Here is a 17415-nt window from a genome sequence, read left to right as displayed (position 1 = left end):
TCCGGGCCCGGGCCCGGAATGTCAGTGGCGTGGTGTGCAATGGATCTCGTGCACGCGCTCCAAGAACCGCTGAAGAACGCCCTCGGCCAAGCCACCGCCAAGGTCATGGCCGAGCACCTCGACCTGCACACGGTGGGCGACCTGCTGCACCACTACCCCCGCCGCTACGCCGAGCGGGGCGAGCTCACCCGCCTCTCCGACCTCCCGCTGGACGAGCACGTCACGGTCGTGGCCCAGGTGGCGACCGCGCGCGTACTGAAGTTCAACGCGGGGCGCGGCCAGCGCCTGGAGGTGACCATCACCGACGGCAGCGGCCAGCTCCAGCTCGTCTTCTTCGGTCGCGGCATCCACAAGCCGCACAAGGACCTGCTCCCCGGCACGCGCGCGATGTTCGCGGGCAAGGTCTCGGTCTTCAACCACAAGATGCAGCTCGCCCACCCGGCGTACGAACTGCTGCGGGCCGACAGCGAGTCCGCAGCCGAGGCGGTCGACTCCTGGGCGGGCGCGCTGCTCCCGATCTACCCGGCCACCGCGAAGCTGGAGTCGTGGAAGATCGCCAAGTCGATCGACGCGGTGCTGCCGAGCGCCCAGGAGGCCCTGGACCCGCTGCCCCCGAGCCTGCGCGACGGCCGCGGCCTCATCCCGCTCCCCGAGGCCCTCCTCAAGATCCACCGCCCGCACACGAAGGCGGACATCGCGACGGCCCGCGACCGCCTGAAGTGGGACGAGGCGTTCGTCCTCCAGGTCGCCCTGGCCCGGCGCCGCTTCGCGGACTCCCAGCTGCCCGCGGTCGCCCGCAGACCCCGCCCGGACGGCCTCCTGGACGCCTTCGACGCCAAGCTCCCCTTCGAGCTCACGGACGGCCAGCGCACCGTCTCCCGCGAGATCTTCGCCGACCTGGCCACGGAACACCCCATGCACCGCCTCCTCCAGGGAGAGGTCGGTTCGGGGAAGACAATGGTCGCGCTGCGCGCCATGCTCGCCGTCGTGGATGCCGGGGGCCAGGCCGCGATGCTCGCGCCCACGGAGGTGCTCGCCCAGCAGCACCACCGTTCGGTCACCGAGATGATGGGGGAGCTGGCCGAGGGCGGCATGCTCGGGGGTTCCGAGCACGCCACCAAGGTCACGCTGCTCACCGGGTCCATGGGCGCCGCCGCGCGGCGGCAGGCGCTGCTCGACCTGGTCACGGGCGAGGCCGGGATCGTCATCGGGACGCACGCGCTGATCGAGGACAAGGTGCAGTTCCACGACCTGGGCCTGGTCGTGGTCGACGAGCAGCACCGCTTCGGAGTCGAGCAGCGCGACGCCCTGCGCGGCAAGGGCAAGCAGCCCCCGCACCTGCTGGTGATGACGGCGACGCCCATCCCGCGCACGGTCGCGATGACGGTCTTCGGCGACCTGGAGACCTCCGTGCTCGACCAGCTGCCCGCCGGGCGCTCGCCGATCTCCAGCCACGTCGTCCCGGCACAGGACAAGCCACACTTCCTCGCCCGCGCGTGGGAACGCGTCCGCGAGGAGGTGGAGAACGGCCACCAGGCGTACGTGGTCTGCCCCCGCATCGGCGACGACGAGGACGAGAAGGACGCCTCTTCGAAGAAGGGCAAGAAGAAGTCCGCGGAGGAGGAGGCGGAGGCGGAGAAGCGGCCTCCGCTCGCGGTCCTGGACGTCGCCGAGCAGCTGGCCCGAGGCCCGCTCCAGGGCCTGCGGGTCGAGGTCCTGCACGGCCGCATGCAGCCCGACGACAAGGACGCGGTGATGCGCCGCTTCGCCGCGGGCGAGACCCACGTCCTGGTCGCCACGACGGTGATCGAGGTGGGGGTGAACGTGCCGAACGCGACGGCAATGGTGATCATGGACGCCGACCGCTTCGGCGTCTCCCAGCTGCACCAGCTCCGCGGCCGCGTCGGCCGTGGCTCCGCCCCCGGCCTGTGCCTGCTCGTCACCGACATGCCGGAGGCCAGCCCGGCCCGCGCCCGGCTGAACGCGGTGGCGTCGACCCTGGACGGCTTCGAGCTCTCCCGCATCGACCTGGAGCAGCGCCGCGAGGGCGACGTGCTCGGCCAGGCGCAGTCCGGCGTCCGCTCGTCGCTGCGGATGCTCGCCGTCATCGACGACGAGGAGATCATCGCGGCGGCCCGCGAGGAGGCCACCGCCGTGGTCGCCCGCGACCCCGACCTGGAGCACCTGCCCGAGCTCCGCACGGCCCTGGACGCCCTCCTGGACGCGGAGCGCGAGCAGTACCTCGACAAGGGATGACGAGCGGATACGACCTATCGTGAAGGCAGACCCCGTCCCGGGGCCCACCACGTGCCCCACCCGGGGCTCCCCTCGCAGCCGAAGGACGCAGACACCCAGATGACCCGCGTGATCGCCGGTACGGCCGGCGGGCGCCGCCTCTCCGTACCGCCGGGCAACGGCACCCGGCCCACATCGGACCGCGCCCGCGAAGGCCTGTTCTCCACTTGGCAGGCCTTCCAGGGCACGCTCGACGGCGCCCGCGTCCTCGACCTGTACGCGGGCTCGGGCGCGGTCGCCCTGGAGGCGCTGTCCCGGGGCGCCGCGCACGCCCTGCTCGTCGAGGCCGACGCCCGCGCGGTGCGCACCATCCGGGACAACGTCCGGTCGCTCGGCCTGCCCGGCGCCGACGTGAGAGCGGGCAAAGCCGCTCAAGTCATCCGGGAAAGCACCCCTACCGCCCCCTATGACCTGGTGTTTCTCGACCCCCCCTACGCGGTGGGAGATGACGATCTCCGGGAGATCCTGCTCACACTCCGCTCGGGAAGCTGGCTCGCGGACGACGCGCTCGTCACCGTTGAACGCAGTACGAGAGGCGGAGTTTTCCACTGGCCGGACGGCTTCGAGGAACTGAGGTCCCGTCGCTACGGCGAAGGCACGTTTTGGTACGGTCGCGCCGCCTCTACGTGCGACGAACAAGAAATCGCGCCATGACCCGACCGGAGAGCGAGGGACTTCCGTTGCGCCGCGCCGTCTGTCCGGGGTCGTTCGACCCCATCACCAATGGACACCTGGACATCATCGCCCGCGCCTCCAAGCTGTACGACGTCGTGCACGTCGCGGTGATGATCAATCAGTCGAAGAAGGGCCTCTTCGAGATCGAGGAGCGCATCGACCTGATCCGTCAGGTCACCCGTGAGTTCGGCAACGTGGAAGTGGAGTCGTTCCACGGCCTGTTGGTGGACTTCTGCAAGGAGCGCGACATCCCGGCCATCGTCAAGGGCCTGCGCGCGGTCAGCGACTTCGACTACGAGCTGCAGATGGCCCAGATGAACAACGGCCTCTCCGGCGTCGAGACGCTGTTCGTGCCCACCAACCCCGCCTACAGCTTCCTCTCCTCCTCGCTCGTCAAGGAGGTCGCGGCCTGGGGCGGCGACATCGCGCACCTCGTTCCCCCGGTCGTGCTCGAAGCCCTCAACAAGCGCCTCGCCAAGGGCTGATCACGGGCTACAGTCGTGCCGTCCGTCTCCCAACCAGCTGTAGAGAGTGGCGAGCCCGCGGTGGACGTGCAGAAGAAGATCGACGAGATCGTCGAGGCGGTCGGCAGCGCCAAGTCCATGCCCATGTCCGCCTCCTGCGTGGTCAACCGCGCGCAGCTCCTGTCGATGCTCGAGGAAGTGCGCCAGGCCCTGCCGGGCTCCCTCGCCCAGGCCCAGGAGCTGATCGGCGGCCGTGAGCAGCTCGTCGAGCGGGCCCGGCAGGAGGCGGACCGGATCATCGAGTCCGCGCACGCGGAGCGCGGCTCGCTGATCTCCGACACGGAGGTCGCGCGCCGCTCCCAGGGCGAGGCCGACCGCATCGTCGGCGAGGCCCGCCAGGACGCCGAGGAGATCCGCGCCGAGGCCGACGACTACGTGGACTCCAAGCTGGCCAACTTCGAGGTCGTGCTCACCAAGACCCTCGGCTCCGTCGGCCGCGGCCGCGAGAAGCTCCTCGGCACAGGGCCCGGCCTGGACGAGCACGGCTACGAGGACGAGGACGCCCCCCAGCGCAGCCATGACCCGGAGACGCTGCGCCGCGACGCCGACGCGTACGTGGACGCCAAGCTCGGCGCCTTCGAGGCGGTCCTCGCCAAGACCCTGGAGGCCGTCGGCCGGGGCCGGCAGAAGCTCCAGGGCCGCGCCCCCGCGGCCGAGCTGAGCGAGCTGGGCGCGCACGCCGAATCCGGGCGCTCGGGCCACACCTCCGACGCCGACTTCCTCGCGGACCTCGCCGAGGCTCCCGAGTCCCCCCGCGCCGGGAGCGCACCGGCGGCCCCGGGCGCCCCCGCCGCACCCCGCGTCCCCGCCCAGGAGCCGTACGCCCCGCCGCGCCCCGACCACCAGCCCGATCCGTACGCGTACGACCAGCAGGGTCAGTACGGTCACCAGGACCAGTACGGCGGGCCGGACCAGTACGCCTACCAGCAGCCGTACGGCCAGCAGGATCCGTACGGCTATCCGCAGGACCCGTACGCGTACCAGCGCCAGGACTACGCCCCGCAGCAGGCGCAGGACTACGGTCGGCAGAACCCCGCTCCCGCCGTGCTCGACGAGACCAGCCTCTTCGACACCACGATGATCAGCGCGGAGCAGCTGCGCCAGTACGAGCAGGGGCGCTAGGGCCCGTCGCGCCCGGGTCCGGCCGGTTCGTCGGGGCCGGATTGGGCCGAGAGCGAATGGTCCAGTATCCTGGCTCTTCGGTCGCGCTACGTCTGCGATCAGCGCTGCCCGCTCAGGTCTCGGTTCCGAGACGTCCGCGTGGTGGCCCCCTTGCCCCATCCCAGGATCTCGAAAGCAGGAAAAGCCCTGAGTACGCGCCTCGACCACCGCAACCCCCTCGTGTTCGACACGCACGAGCTGGGTCGGCGTCCCGGTGCCATGCAGCGGCTGACCCGCACCATCGACGCTCCCGGCGCCCCGGCGCCGTTCGGTGTCGAGGGTGTCGTCGGAGTGCCCGAGGGCGCTCCGATGGAGCTGGAGATCCGCCTGGAGTCGGTCATGGAAGGGGTGCTTGTCACAGGCACCGCCCGTGCATCGGCCAAGGGGGAGTGCGTAAGGTGTCTGGAGCCGCTCGAGCTTGAGCTCGACGCGGACTTCCAGGAGATGTTCTCGTACCCTGACGCCGACGACCGGGGCCGCGCAGCGGAACCGGCCGACGACGCCGAGGAAGACGAGGACAGGCTCTTTCTCGAGGACGGCATGTTCGACCTCGAGCCCGTGCTGCGTGATGCGGTGGTGCTCGCACTGCCGATGCAGCCGGTGTGCCAGGAAGACTGTGAAGGTCTGTGCTCCGAATGCGGGGCGCGGCTCACGGACGACCCGGACCACCACCACGATGCCGTCGACATCCGTTGGGCGGCACTGCAGGGACTCGCCGAATCCATCAAGGGCGGCGAGAAGGACGAGATGAGCGGCGGCGCGCCTCGATCAGCGCACGCCGACGAGAAGCAGGAGAAGTAGCCGTGGCTGTTCCGAAGCGGAAGATGTCGCGCAGCAACACGCGCCACCGCCGGTCGCAGTGGAAGGCTGCGGTCACCCCCCTGGTTTCGTGTGAGCGTTGCCAGGAGCCGAAGCAGCAGCACATCGCGTGCCCGAGCTGCGGCACCTACAACAAGCGCCAGGTCCTCGAGGTCTGAGCGGCTGGTGAGAGGCGCTGTGTCTAGCCCTAAGAAGGCGGAAGACGCCAAGATGGCAGACAGCAACAACGCGGCCTCGTCCCACACGCTTCTGGAAGGGCGGCTCGGGTATCAGCTCGAGTCCGCCCTTCTGGTGCGTGCACTGACCCACCGTTCGTACGCGTACGAGAACGGCGGTCTGCCGACGAACGAGCGCCTGGAGTTCCTCGGGGACTCCGTCCTGGGCCTCGTCGTCACGGACACGCTGTACCGCACCCACCCCGACCTGCCCGAAGGCCAGCTGGCCAAGTTGCGGGCCGCGGTGGTCAACTCGCGTGCGCTTGCGGAGGTGGGCCGTGGGCTCGAACTCGGCTCCTTCATCCGGCTCGGCCGGGGCGAAGAGGGCACGGGTGGCCGGGACAAGGCGTCCATCCTCGCCGACACCCTCGAAGCGGTGATCGGCGCGGTCTATCTCGACCAAGGACTCGACGCGGCGAGCGAGCTGGTGCACCGGCTCTTCGACCCGCTGATCGAGAAGTCCTCGAACCTCGGGGCCGGCCTGGACTGGAAGACCAGCCTCCAGGAGCTCACCGCGATGGAGAGCCTCGGCGTGCCCGAGTACCTCGTCTCGGAGAGCGGACCCGACCACGAGAAGACCTTCACTGCTGCCGCCCGCGTCGGAGGCGTCTCGTACGGCACCGGCACCGGCCGCAGCAAGAAGGAAGCGGAGCAGCAGGCCGCGGAGTCCGCGTGGCGTGCGATCCGCGCGGCCGCCGACGAGCGTGCCAAGGCCGATGAGGACGACGGCCCGTCGTCCTCGGGCGCCGCGACCGCCTGACGTCCAGGCTCACACGCACCCCCGCAGGACTCGTTCCCGCGGGGGTGCGCTGTTGTCGGAGCCCGCGGCGGCGGTCCCGCGCCCGCGCGATACGCTGCGGGAACCATCAGCGCGTCCCACCCGAGGAGTGCCGTGCCCGAGCTGCCTGAGGTAGAGGTCGTGCGGCGGGGTCTCGCGCGCTGGGTGGCGGACCGGACCGTCGCCGACGTGGAGGTGCTGCACCCGCGTGCCGTCCGGCGGCACATCGCGGGCGCCGACGACTTCGCGCACCGGCTGAAGGGGCACCGCATCGGCGCCCCGAGCCGCCGCGGCAAATATCTGTGGCTGCCCGTCGAGGACACCGGCAGCGCCGTGCTCGCCCATCTGGGCATGAGCGGGCAGCTGCTCGTGAAGGACCAAGAGGCCCCGGACGAGAAGCACTTGAGGATCCGGGTCCGCTTCGCCGATCCGGTCGACGGCTCCGCCGCGGGCGCGGCCGGCACGGAGCTGCGCTTCGTCGACCAGCGCACCTTCGGCGGCCTCTCGCTGCACGACACCACCGCGGACGGCCTGCCCGACGTCATCGCGCACATCGCCCGCGACCCGCTGGACGAGCGCTTCGACGCCGACGCCTTCCACCACGCGCTGCGCCGCAGCCGTACGACGATCAAGCGCGCGCTCCTGAACCAGTCGCTGATCAGCGGCGTCGGCAACATCTACGCGGACGAGGCGCTCTGGCGCGCCCGGCTGCACTACGAGCGCCCCACCGCCACCTTCACCCGCCCGCGCACGATGGAACTCCTCGGTCACGTACGGGACGTGATGAACGCGGCGCTCGCCGTCGGCGGCACCAGCTTCGACAGCCTCTACGTGAACGTGAACGGGGAGTCCGGCTACTTCGACCGGTCCCTCGACGCGTACGGCCGCGAGGGCGAGCCGTGCCGCCGGTGCGGCACGCCGATGCGCCGGCGGCCCTGGATGAACCGCTCCAGCTACTTCTGCCCCCGCTGTCAGCGTCCGCCCAGGCCGTCGCGGCTGTCATAGGCCCGCTGGGCCTCGCCGACGGCGTCCTGGGAGCCCTCCACGAAGTGGATGAGGGCCAACAGGCGCTCGGCGATCTGCCGGCCGAGCGGGGTGAGCCGGTAGTCCACTCGCGGCGGGTTGGTGGGCTGCGCCTCGCGGTGCACCAAGCCGTCCCGCTCCAGGGCGTGCAGGGTCTGCGACAGCATCTTCTCGCTCACGCCGTCGACGCGGCGGCGCAGTTCGTTGAACCGGAACGTGCCGTCGTGCAGCGCGCCGAGCGTCAGCGCGCCCCAGCGTCCCGTGACGTGTTCGAGCGTGGTCCGCGAGGGACAGTTCCGGGCGAAGACGTCGTACGCCAGATCCGGATCGGAGGCCGTCTCGGCGGGTGCGGTGGAGTCCATATCACAAGCGTACTCGGGCGCAGCGCTCACCACAGGATTGCGCTAACCAAAAGTTAGTGCTTTCCTTGGTGCGGCGGTGAGCGCCCGTGTGCCGCCGCCCTCCCCACCCACGCCCACCCGAGGAGCACCCCCATGTCCAGCCCCGTCGTCGCGATCGCCTACCACTCCGGCTTCGGCCACACCGCCGTCGTCGCCGAGGCCGTGCGCGCCGGTGCCGCCGACGCCGGTGCCACCGTGCACCTGGTCAAGGTCGACGAGATCACCGAGGCCCAGTGGGAGCTCCTGGACTCCGCCGACGCGATCGTCTTCGGCTCGCCCACCTACATGGGCACCGCGTCGGGCGCCTTCCACGTCTTCGCGGAGGCCTCCTCCAAGCGCTGGTTCACCCGCGCCTGGCAGGACAAGATCGCCGCGGGCTTCACCAACTCGGCCTCCAAGAGCGGCGACAAGCTGCACACGCTCCAGTACTTCCAGACGCTCGCCGCGCAGCAGGGCATGCACTGGGTGAACCTCGGTCTGTTCCCGGGCTGGAACTCCTCCACGGGCTCCGAGAACGACCTCAACCGCCTCGGCTTCTTCGCGGGCGCCGCCGCCCAGACCAACTCGGACGAGGGCCCGGAGGCCGTGCACAAGGCGGACATCGCCACGGCCGAGCACCTGGGCCGCCGCGTGACGGAGGCCACGCGCGCGTTCACCGCGGGCCGCGCGGCCGTCGCGGCCTGACGCCGGGACCCGCGGGCGGGACCTGACACAGGAACCCACGGGCGGGACCCGAGTGCGGGACCCGCGGACTCTCAGAAGCCGAAGTCCTGCGTCCACCACGGGCCGCCGGGCGCGAAGTGCGCGCCGACGCCGAGGGTCTTGTAGTCGCAGTTGAGGATGTTCGCCCGGTGGCCCGGGCTGTTCATCCACGCGTCCATCACGGCCTGGGCGTCCGCCTGGCCGCGGGCGATGTTCTCCCCGCCGAGGTCCTTGATCCCGGCCTTCTCGGCGCGGTCCCACGGGGTCGCGCCGTCGGGGTCGGTGTGCGCGAAGAAGCCGCGCTCGGCCATGTCCGCGCTGAACCCCTCGGCGAGCGCGGCGAGCCGGTCGTCCGCGGTCACGGGGCGGCAGCCCACCTTGGCGCGCTCCTCGTTGACCAGCGCGAGCACCTGGGCCTCGGCGGAGCTGTCGCCCGTGGACGGCTCGGGCCGGGGCGCCGGAGGCGTGGGCTTCGGCTCCTCCGCGCGCGGCGGCGCGGGCTCGGTCGGCTCCTTGTCCGGGGCCTCGTCGCGGCCGGCCCGGTCGGCGTCGTCCCGCTCCTCGGCCTTGGACGGCTCGGCCGTGGGCTTCTTCGACGGCTTCGCGGACGGCTTGTCGCTGGACGCCGACGGCACCGGCCCCGGGGCCTCGGCGCGGCCGGTGCCGGGTGTCGGCGACGGGCCGCGCTCGACGGCGCCGGAGTCGCCGCCCTGCGGGTCGAGGCCCGAGGGGGAACTGGCGGAGCGGATGGCGCCGGTGTCGTCGCCCCCGCCGAAGGAGTAGGTGTCGCCGCCGGGCAGCAGCCCCGAGGCGACCGCGACGGCGCCCATGGCGACGGCGGCGGAGACCCCGAGGAGCCCGGTGCGCACCGGCGCGGCCGCCCGGTCCTTGCGGCGGCGGTGCGAGCGCGGCCGGGGCTGGGCCTTGGCGTCGAAGGTGTCGTCGGGGCCGTAGGTGTGGAACGGCCCCACCGGGGTATCGGGGGAAGCAGAGCTGTCGGGGGAGTCGGACGGGTTCGCGTGCTCGGCACGGCCGGTGGCGGCGCGGCCGGCGGCGGAGCGTCGGTGGCGTCCCATGTCCTGGCCTTTCGTCGAGACGCCCGGTGATGTGCCCCGGCGTCGTCCTGACGGTCCACGTGACTCGCCCGTACGGGTGAGGCGCGTCGAGTCGCGACTGTACGCGATGGCACAAGGGGGCGAAGTGCTCCCTGTGCAATTGGCCGGTTAGCGTGCACCTTATGAACGAAGAAGTCCGGCTCACCGCCTGGGTGCGCGGCCGTGTGCAAGGCGTGGGATTCCGCTGGTTCACCCGGGCCAGGGCCCTGGAGATCGGCGGCCTGAGTGGTTTTGCTCTCAATCTCGACGACGGCCGCGTACAAGTGGTCGCCGAGGGCCCCCGAGCCGGGTGCGAAGCGCTCCTCGACTGGCTGCTGACGGGCGACACTCCCGGCCGGGTCGACGGTGTGACTGAGATCTGGGACACGCCGCGGGGCGGCTACGACTCGTTCGCGATTCGCTGACGCGGCACCCCCGCGGGGCCGCGCGGTGCGTGGTTCCGCGGGGGTCCCGACGGTCGTCTGGGGCAAAAAAGGCCTGGTGATTGCCAAGAAGCCCTTGCCGTGACAGGCTCCGCGGGTAAGGATGATCTCCACGCCCCCAGGGCCCCGAAGGAGAAGCGCCGCAGCGGGTTCGACCGCCGTGCGCCCCCGGGTTGCCCGTCAATACGGGGTGTGATCGTGTTGACCGTCAAACTTTTTGGTGAGACGCTGGAAGCCCCGCGCACCCTCGCTGTTTGGCATGTGAGAACGGCCAAGTAAGACCCAGCAAGAACCGAAGAGTGCCAAGCACCGCGGGTGCGATTCCCTCACGACCCACACCGATTCGGTCGGTCACTCAGTGTGGAGGACCATCCATCATGGCAAAGGCGCTTCTCGGTTACGTCGGCGGCAGCGACCCGCGACTTCTCGCCGAGATGCGACGGCTCCAGCAGCGCGTCCAGGACCTGGAATCCGAGCTGGTCAGGATCCAGGCGGAGAACGACGCGCTGACGGCTGCCGCTTCTCACGAATCGCTCCTGGAGAGCATCGACGTACCCCAGGCGGAGCCTGCGCTCACCTGAACCACGCCACCCCGGGCCCGGCACTCCGTGCGTTCCTGTGACGTACTCCCGCGTATCACCGTGTACGCGGGAATCCCAGAGCGGCCGCACGTCCGGTGCGTCGTGGTCAAGATGCCCGTATCAACCGCTTGACCCAAGAGCTCTGCCTACAAGAGATCTGCAAGGGACGCTTCGGCGTCCCTTCTTTCTTTGGCGGCCTTTGGCGGCCGGTCTTTCTTCGTCGTCCGGACCGCATGCCATCGCACGTATCCGTAGGTCCGGTCGAGACGCCGAACGGTCAAGCAGTGCCCTGGACTTGGCTCTCCGGACCCCGGTGCGAGGCCAGGCGTTAACTCTGATGTGCCCTGCACCTTCCTCCATGAAACGGCTCGCGCGTTCCCTCGGTGAACTCGCGGCGAAAGGTAGAGTCCAGCGGCGTGCACCTCAAGGCCCTGACCCTGCGCGGCTTCAAGTCCTTCGCGTCCGCCACGACGCTGAAGTTCGAGCCGGGCATCACCTGCGTCGTCGGACCCAACGGATCCGGCAAGTCCAACGTCGTGGACGCGCTGAGCTGGGTCATGGGCGAGCAGGGCGCCAAGTCGCTGCGCGGCGGCAAGATGGAGGACGTGATCTTCGCGGGCACCACGGGCCGCCCGCCGCTCGGCCGCGCCGAGGTCTCCCTCACCATCGACAACTCCGACGGCGCGCTGCCCATCGAGTACGCCGAAGTAACGATCACTCGGATCATGTTCCGCAACGGCGGCAGCGAGTACCAGATCAACGGCGACACCTGCCGCCTGCTCGACATCCAGGAGCTGCTCTCCGACTCCGGCATCGGCCGTGAGATGCACGTCATCGTCGGGCAGGGCCAGCTCGACTCCGTCCTGCACGCCGACCCCATGGGCCGCAGGGCCTTCATCGAGGAGGCCGCGGGCGTCCTCAAGCACCGCAAGCGCAAGGAGAAGGCGCTGCGGAAGCTGGACGCGATGCAGGCCAACCTCGCCCGGGTGCAGGACCTCACCGACGAGCTGCGCCGCCAGCTCAAGCCGCTCGGACGGCAGGCGGCCGTCGCGCGCCGCGCCGCCGTCATCCAGGCCGACCTGCGCGACGCCCGCCTTCGCCTGCTCGCCGACGACCTGGTCGGGATGCGCGCGGCCCTGAACACCGAGGTCGCCGACGAGGCCGCGCTCAAGGCCCGCAGGGACGCCGCCGAGGCGGAGCTGAAGGCCGCCCTGACGCGCGAGGCCCAGCTGGAGGACGAGGTGCGGCAGCTCACGCCGCGCCTCCAGCGCGCCCAGCAGACCTGGTACGAGCTGTCGCAGCTGGCCGAGCGGGTGCGCGGCACCGTCTCGCTCGCCGACGCCCGGGTCACCAGCGCCACCTCCGCGCCCGCCGAGGAGCGGCGCGGCCGTGACCCCGAGGACATGGAGCGCGAGGCCGCCCGCATCCGCGAGCAGGAGGCCGAGCTCGAGGCCGCTCTGGAGGCCGCCCAGCACGCCCTCGACGACACCGTCGGGCACCGGGCCGACCTGGAGCGGGAACTCGCCGCCGAGGAGCGGCGCCTGAAGGACGTCGCCCGGGCGATCGCCGACCGGCGCGAAGGCCTCGCGCGGCTCGGCGGGCAGGTCAACGCCGCGCGCTCGCGGGCCGCGTCCGCGCAGGCCGAGATCGACCGGCTCGCGGCGGCGCGCGACGAGGCCCAGGAGCGGGCCGTCACCGCGCAGGAGGAGTACGAGCAGCTCAAGGCCGAGGTCGACGGGCTCGACGCGGGCGACGCGGAGCTCGGTGAGCGGCACGAGGCGGCCCGCCGGGACCTCGCCGCCGCCGAGGCCGCGCTGACGGCGGCCAGGGAAGCGGCCACTGCCGCGGAGCGGCAGCGGGCCGCCGTCGCCGCCCGGCACGAGGCGCTCGCGCTCGGCCTGCGCCGCAAGGACGGCTCGGGCGCGCTGCTCGCCGCCAAGGACCGGCTCACGGGCCTCCTCGGCCCCGCGGCCGAACTCCTGTCCGTCGCGCCGGGCTTCGAGGTGCCGGTGGCGGCGGCCTTCGGCGCGGCGGCGGACGCCCTCGCCGTCACCACGCCCGCGGCCGCCGCAGAAGCGATCCGCCTGCTGCGCAAGCAGGACGCGGGCCGGGCCGCGCTGCTGCTCGCGGGGACCGCCGACACCGCGGCAACCGCCCCTGAAGGTGCCGCCGGGGCCGCGGGCGACGGGCCGCCCCGCGCCGCCGACCTCGTGCGCGGCCCCGCCGAACTGCTGCCCGCCGTGCGGCGGCTGCTGCACGGGATCGTCGTCGTCGGCACCCTGGAGGACGCCGAGGACCTGGTGTACGCGCACCCGGAGCTGACCGCCGTCACCGCGGACGGCGACCTGCTGGGGGCGCACTTCGCACAGGGCGGGTCCGCGGGCGCGCCCAGCCTCCTCGAGGTGCAGGCCTCGGTGGCGGAGGCCGCCGCCGAGCTCGACGAACTGGGCGTGCGCTGCGTGGAGTTGGCCCGTGAGCAGCAGGCCGCCGAGGAGCGGCGCCGGGAGTGCGCCGCGCGGGTGGAGGAGCTGGGGGAGCGGCGGCGCGCCGCCGACCGGGAGAAGTCCGCCGTCGCACAGCGGCTGGGCAGCCTCGCGGGCCAGGCGCGGGGCGCCGCAGGTGAGGCCGAGCGGTCCGCCGCGGCCGCGGCCAAGGCCCAGGACGCCCTGGAGAAGGCGCGGTGGGAGGTCGAGGAGCTGGCCGAGCGGCTCGCCGTGGCCGAGGAGACGCCGGCGGACGAGGAGCCGGACACCGGGGTGCGGGACCGCCTGGCCGCCGACGGGGCCAACGCGCGGCAGACCGAGATGGAGGCCCGCCTCCAGGTCCGTACGCACGAGGAGCGGGTGAAGGGGCTCGCCGGGCGGGCCGAATCGCTGGACCGGGCCGCCCGCGCCGAGCGCGAGGCACGCGCGCGTGCGGAGCGGCGCCGGGCCCGGCTGCGGCACGAGGCCGCGGTCGCCCGGGCCGTCGCGTCCGGCGCCCGGCAGCTGCTCGCGCACGTCGAGGTGTCCCTGGCCCGGGCCGAGCAGGAGCGGGCGGCGGCCGAGCGGGCCAGGGAGGTGCGCGAGCGGGATCTCGCCGCCGCGCGGAACCAGGGGCGCGACCTCAAGGCGGAGCTCGACAAACTGACGGATTCGGTTCACCGGGGCGAGGTACTCGGCGCGGAGAAGCGGCTGCGGATCGAGCAGCTGGAGACCAAGGCGCTGGAGGAGCTCGGTGTGGAACCGGCGGGCCTCGTGGCCGAGTACGGGCCCGATCAGCTCGTGCCGCCCTCGCCCGCCGCCGAGGGCGAGGAGCTGCCCGACGACCGCGGGCATCCGCGCAACCAGCCGCGGCCGTACGTCCGCGCCGAGCAGGAGAAGCGGCTGAAGTCAGCCGAACGGGCGTACCAGCAGCTGGGGAAGGTCAATCCGCTTGCCCTTGAGGAGTTCGCGGCCTTGGAGGAGCGTCACAAGTTCCTCTCCGAGCAGCTGGAGGACCTGAAGAAGACCCGCGCCGACCTCCTCCAGGTCGTGAAGGAGGTCGACGAGCGCGTCGAGCAGGTCTTCACCGAGGCCTACCGGGACACCGCGCGGGAGTTCGAGGGCGTCTTCAGCAGGCTCTTCCCGGGCGGTGAGGGACGGCTGATCCTGACCGATCCCGACAACATGCTCGCCACGGGCGTCGACGTCGAGGCCCGCCCGCCCGGCAAGAAGGTCAAGCGGCTCTCGCTGCTCTCCGGCGGCGAGCGGTCGCTGACGGCCGTGGCGCTGCTCGTGTCGATCTTCAAGGCGCGGCCCAGCCCGTTCTACGTGATGGACGAGGTCGAGGCGGCGCTCGACGACACCAACCTCCAGCGGCTCATCCGCATCATGCAGGAGCTCCAGGAGGCCTCGCAGCTCATCGTGATCACGCACCAGAAGCGCACGATGGAGGTCGCGGACGCGCTGTACGGCGTCTCGATGCAGGGCGACGGCGTGTCCAAGGTGATCAGCCAGCGCCTGCGCTGAGCCGCGTCGGCCGCGGTCCGGCCGGGCGCCTTCCTTCACCTTTCTTGATCAACTTCATTCTGCTTCAACTCTTGAAGCCAAAGCGTGACCAGTGATGATTCAACTGGTTGTTGACGAGCTATTGACTTCGAAACTTGAAGGCATAGTCTCTGCAACGTTGCTTTTACCTTCAGGTGGTGGGCGGCGTGAAGTTGTGCGCCACTTGAAGAGCTCGCCCCCACCCCGGCAGCGACGCCGGTGGCCCGAGGAGTACACGTGACCAGCACAGCGCAGCCGCCGACACCACGGGCCCGGGAGGCCCACCCGGACCATCTCGGCCATGTCATCTTCATCACGGCGGCAGCCGCGATGGGCGGATTCCTGTTCGGCTACGACAGTTCGGTGATCAACGGCGCCACCGTCGCCATCCAGCACCGGTTCGACGTGGACGCGAACCTGCTCGGCTGGATCATCGCCACCGCGCTGCTCGGCTGTGCCGTCGGTGCCGCGGTCGCCGGTCGCATCGCCGACCGCATCGGCCGCATCCGCTGCATGCAGATCGCCGCCGTGCTCTTCGCCGCCAGTGCCGTCGGCTCGGCGCTGCCCTTCGCGGCCTGGGACCTGACGATGTGGCGCCTCATCGGCGGCATCGGCATCGGCATGGCCTCGGTGATCGGCCCGGCCTACATCGCCGAGGTCGCGCCGCCCGCCTACCGCGGCCGGCTCGCCTCCTTCCAGCAGGCCGCCATCGTCATCGGCATCGCCGTGTCGCAGCTGGTCAACTGGGGCATCCTGAACATGGCCGACGGCGACCAGCGCGGCAAGCTCGCCGGTCTCGAGGCCTGGCAGTGGATGCTCGGCGTCATGGTCGTCCCCGCGGTCCTCTACGGCCTGCTGTCCCTCGCGATCCCCGAGTCGCCGCGCTTCCTGATCTCCGTGGGCCGCGACGCCGAGGCCCGCAAGGTCCTCGCCGACGTCGAGGGCGAGGACGTCAACCTGGACCAGCGCATCGCGCAGATCAACCTGGGCATGCGCAGCGAGCACAAGTCCACGTTCAAGGACCTGCTCGGCGGCAGGGGCGGCTTCCTGCCGATCATCTGGATCGGCATCGGGCTCTCGGTCTTCCAGCAGCTCGTCGGCATCAACGTGATCTTCTACTACTCGAACCAGCTGTGGCAGTCGATCGGCAAGGACCCGTCCAGCTCGTTCCTGTACTCCTTCGAGACCTCGATCGTGAACATCGTCGGCACGGTGATCGCGATGGTCCTGGTCGACCGCATCGGCCGCAAGCCGCTCGCCCTGATGGGCTCCGCGGGCATGGCGGCCGCGCTGTTCACGATGGCGTGGGCGTTCTCCTACCGCAGCGGTTCCGGTGACGACGTCTCGCTGCCGCACGCGCAGGGCCTGGTCGCGATCATCGCCGCCAACGCCTTCGTGCTCTTCTTCGCCTTCTCCTGGGGCGTGGTGGTCTGGGTGCTCCTCGGTGAGATCTTCCCCAACCGCATCCGCGCCGCCGGTCTCGGTGTGGCCGCCTCCGCCCAGTGGCTCGCCAACTTCGCGATCACCAAGACCTTCCCGAGCATGTCCGAGTGGTCCCTGACCGGCTCGTACATCATCTACGGCGCCTTCGCGGCCCTCTCGATCCCCTTCGTCCTGAAGTTCGTCAAGGAGACGAAGGGCAAGACCCTGGAGGAGATGGGCTAAGACCCCGCTGCCCCCTCCTCCTGCGGAAAGCTGCCCCGGCTCACGGACCCGATGTCCTTGAGCCGGGGCAGTACGTCTTCACCGAACAGCCGCAGGCCGCGCCAGCCCTCGTCCACCGGCATCCCGCCGACCAGCGGGTGCAGCACGAGGTTCGGCGCGCCGCCCGCCACCCGCGCCACGCACTCGTCCGGCGTGAGGATCCGGTACACGCCCTCCGCGCGCAGCTCCTCGACCGTCGTGGCCGTCGACCGCACCGCCGAGCGGACGCCGCCGGACTGCCAGGACGCGTAGGCGCGCGCCTCGTGCAGGAAGTGCTCGCCGTACACGGCCCAGGCGCGGTCCGGGTCCTCGGAGAGGTGCAGCAGCGGCGTCTCGGCGGCGGGCATCGTGGTCCAGCCCTCGGTGCCGTACTCCGTGAGCTTGGACCGGTAGTACGCGTCCAGGTCCGGCAGGTGCGCGCTCGGGAAGAACGGCAGGCCGAGCCGGGCCGCGCGGCGTGCTGCGGCCCGGGACGAGCCGCCGACCAGGAGCAGCGGATGGGGCCGGGTGTGCGGGCGCGGCGTGACGCGCACCCGGCGCCCGCGGAAGGCGAACTCCTCGCCGGTCCAGGCCTTCAGGAGGGTCTCCAGGAGCTCGTCCTGGAGCGCGCCGCGCCGCGACCAGTCGACGCCGAGGGCCGCGTACTCCTCGGGCCGGTAGCCGATGCCCGCCACCGTGACCAGGCGCCCGCCGCTGAGCAGGTCGAGCACGGCGATGTCCTCGGCGAGCCGCAGCGGGTCGTACAGGGGCCCGATGGCGGCCGAGACGGTGACCAGGACGCGCCGGGTGGCGCCGAAGACCGCGCCCGCGAAGGCGAACGGCGAGGGCAGCCAGTTGTCGGCGGCGCCGTGGTGCTCCTCGGTCTGGACGGTGGTGACACCGCGGTCGTCGGCGTACGCGGCCATCTCCAGGGCGGCCCGGTAGCGCGCGCCGAGCTCCCGCGACGCCGGGTCGACGAGGTTGAAGCGGACGACTGTGACGGGCATGCGCGAC

The 17415-nt window shown here is 71.6% G+C and carries 16 protein-coding genes; 13 read left to right on the top strand and 3 right to left on the bottom strand.

Going from position 1 to position 17415, the window contains the following annotated elements; genetic code table 11:
• The first annotated feature begins 39 nt into the window (after positions 1–39).
• From recG to mutM, 8 genes are all read left to right on the top strand, one after another.
• The gene (gene recG, locus IG74_RS0115200) at positions 40–2256 is read left to right on the top strand and encodes an ATP-dependent DNA helicase RecG (RefSeq protein ID WP_030676025.1); all 2217 of its coding nucleotides are present in this window, start codon (positions 40–42) and stop codon (positions 2254–2256) included.
• A 99-nt stretch (positions 2257–2355) separates the two neighbouring features.
• On the top strand, positions 2356–2949 hold the full coding sequence (rsmD, locus tag IG74_RS0115195; RefSeq protein ID WP_030676022.1) for a 16S rRNA (guanine(966)-N(2))-methyltransferase RsmD: 594 nt from the start codon (positions 2356–2358) through the stop codon (positions 2947–2949).
• A gap of 26 nt (positions 2950–2975) precedes the next feature.
• Positions 2976–3455 carry a pantetheine-phosphate adenylyltransferase gene (gene coaD / locus IG74_RS0115190; protein WP_037825441.1) on the top strand — a complete coding sequence of 160 codons (480 nt, stop codon included), beginning with the start codon at positions 2976–2978 and terminating at the stop codon, positions 3453–3455.
• Between the two features lie 60 nt (positions 3456–3515).
• Entirely contained in the window at positions 3516–4616 is a 1101-nt protein-coding gene (locus IG74_RS0115185) for an ATP synthase F0 subunit B (RefSeq protein WP_030676015.1), read from the top strand.
• Positions 4617–4781: 165 nt separating this feature from the next.
• Positions 4782–5456: a YceD family protein gene (locus IG74_RS0115180; protein WP_037825464.1), complete on the top strand. Its 675-nt coding sequence runs from the start codon at positions 4782–4784 to the stop codon at positions 5454–5456.
• A 2-nt stretch (positions 5457–5458) separates the two neighbouring features.
• Positions 5459–5632, top strand: coding sequence for a 50S ribosomal protein L32 (gene rpmF, locus IG74_RS0115175; protein ID WP_030676011.1), 174 nt, complete (start codon positions 5459–5461; stop codon positions 5630–5632).
• Between the two features lie 7 nt (positions 5633–5639).
• The gene (gene rnc, locus IG74_RS0115170; protein ID WP_078868791.1) at positions 5640–6449 is read left to right on the top strand and encodes a ribonuclease III; all 810 of its coding nucleotides are present in this window, start codon (positions 5640–5642) and stop codon (positions 6447–6449) included.
• Between the two features lie 132 nt (positions 6450–6581).
• The gene (gene mutM, locus IG74_RS0115165) at positions 6582–7472 is read left to right on the top strand and encodes a bifunctional DNA-formamidopyrimidine glycosylase/DNA-(apurinic or apyrimidinic site) lyase (protein ID WP_030676007.1); all 891 of its coding nucleotides are present in this window, start codon (positions 6582–6584) and stop codon (positions 7470–7472) included.
• Here the strand turns inward: mutM and IG74_RS0115160 are convergent.
• Positions 7439–7852: a winged helix-turn-helix transcriptional regulator gene (locus IG74_RS0115160; RefSeq protein WP_030676004.1), complete on the bottom strand. Its 414-nt coding sequence runs from the start codon at positions 7850–7852 to the stop codon at positions 7439–7441. The two genes, mutM and IG74_RS0115160, sit on opposite strands and share 34 nt — an antisense overlap.
• A gap of 132 nt (positions 7853–7984) precedes the next feature.
• Between IG74_RS0115160 and IG74_RS0115155 the strand changes: the two genes are divergently transcribed.
• Positions 7985–8575 (top strand): flavodoxin family protein, encoded by a 591-nt coding sequence (locus IG74_RS0115155; protein WP_030675999.1) that lies wholly within the window; start codon positions 7985–7987, stop codon positions 8573–8575.
• Positions 8576–8646: 71 nt separating this feature from the next.
• Here the strand turns inward: IG74_RS0115155 and IG74_RS0115150 are convergent, their stop codons facing one another.
• Complete coding sequence (locus IG74_RS0115150; protein ID WP_030675997.1) at positions 8647–9669, bottom strand: CAP domain-containing protein; 1023 nt, start codon at positions 9667–9669, stop codon at positions 8647–8649.
• Positions 9670–9830: 161 nt separating this feature from the next.
• Here IG74_RS0115150 and IG74_RS0115145 point away from each other — a divergent pair, with 161 nt between their 5' ends.
• From IG74_RS0115145 to IG74_RS0115130, 4 genes are all read left to right on the top strand, one after another.
• Positions 9831–10112: an acylphosphatase gene (locus IG74_RS0115145; RefSeq protein ID WP_030675995.1), complete on the top strand. Its 282-nt coding sequence runs from the start codon at positions 9831–9833 to the stop codon at positions 10110–10112.
• 395 nt (positions 10113–10507) lie between these two features.
• Positions 10508–10711 (top strand): hypothetical protein, encoded by a 204-nt coding sequence (locus IG74_RS0115140; RefSeq protein ID WP_030675993.1) that lies wholly within the window; start codon positions 10508–10510, stop codon positions 10709–10711.
• A 416-nt stretch (positions 10712–11127) separates the two neighbouring features.
• Positions 11128–14700 carry a chromosome segregation protein SMC gene (gene smc, locus IG74_RS0115135; protein ID WP_030675989.1) on the top strand — a complete coding sequence of 1191 codons (3573 nt, stop codon included), beginning with the start codon at positions 11128–11130 and terminating at the stop codon, positions 14698–14700.
• Between the two features lie 255 nt (positions 14701–14955).
• Positions 14956–16383 (top strand): sugar porter family MFS transporter, encoded by a 1428-nt coding sequence (locus IG74_RS0115130; RefSeq protein WP_030675985.1) that lies wholly within the window; start codon positions 14956–14958, stop codon positions 16381–16383.
• Here the strand turns inward: IG74_RS0115130 and IG74_RS0115125 are convergent.
• Complete coding sequence (locus IG74_RS0115125; protein WP_051854913.1) at positions 16380–17408, bottom strand: LLM class flavin-dependent oxidoreductase; 1029 nt, start codon at positions 17406–17408, stop codon at positions 16380–16382. The two genes, IG74_RS0115130 and IG74_RS0115125, sit on opposite strands and share 4 nt — an antisense overlap.
• Between the last annotated feature and the right edge of the window lie 7 nt (positions 17409–17415).

It is taken from the genome of Streptomyces sp. NRRL B-1347, assembly GCF_000720325.1.
Classification (GTDB): Bacteria; Actinomycetota; Actinomycetes; order Streptomycetales; family Streptomycetaceae; genus Streptomyces.
Note: the sequence above shows the minus strand (reverse complement) of the source record. Positions and strands in the feature narration are given on the sequence as shown.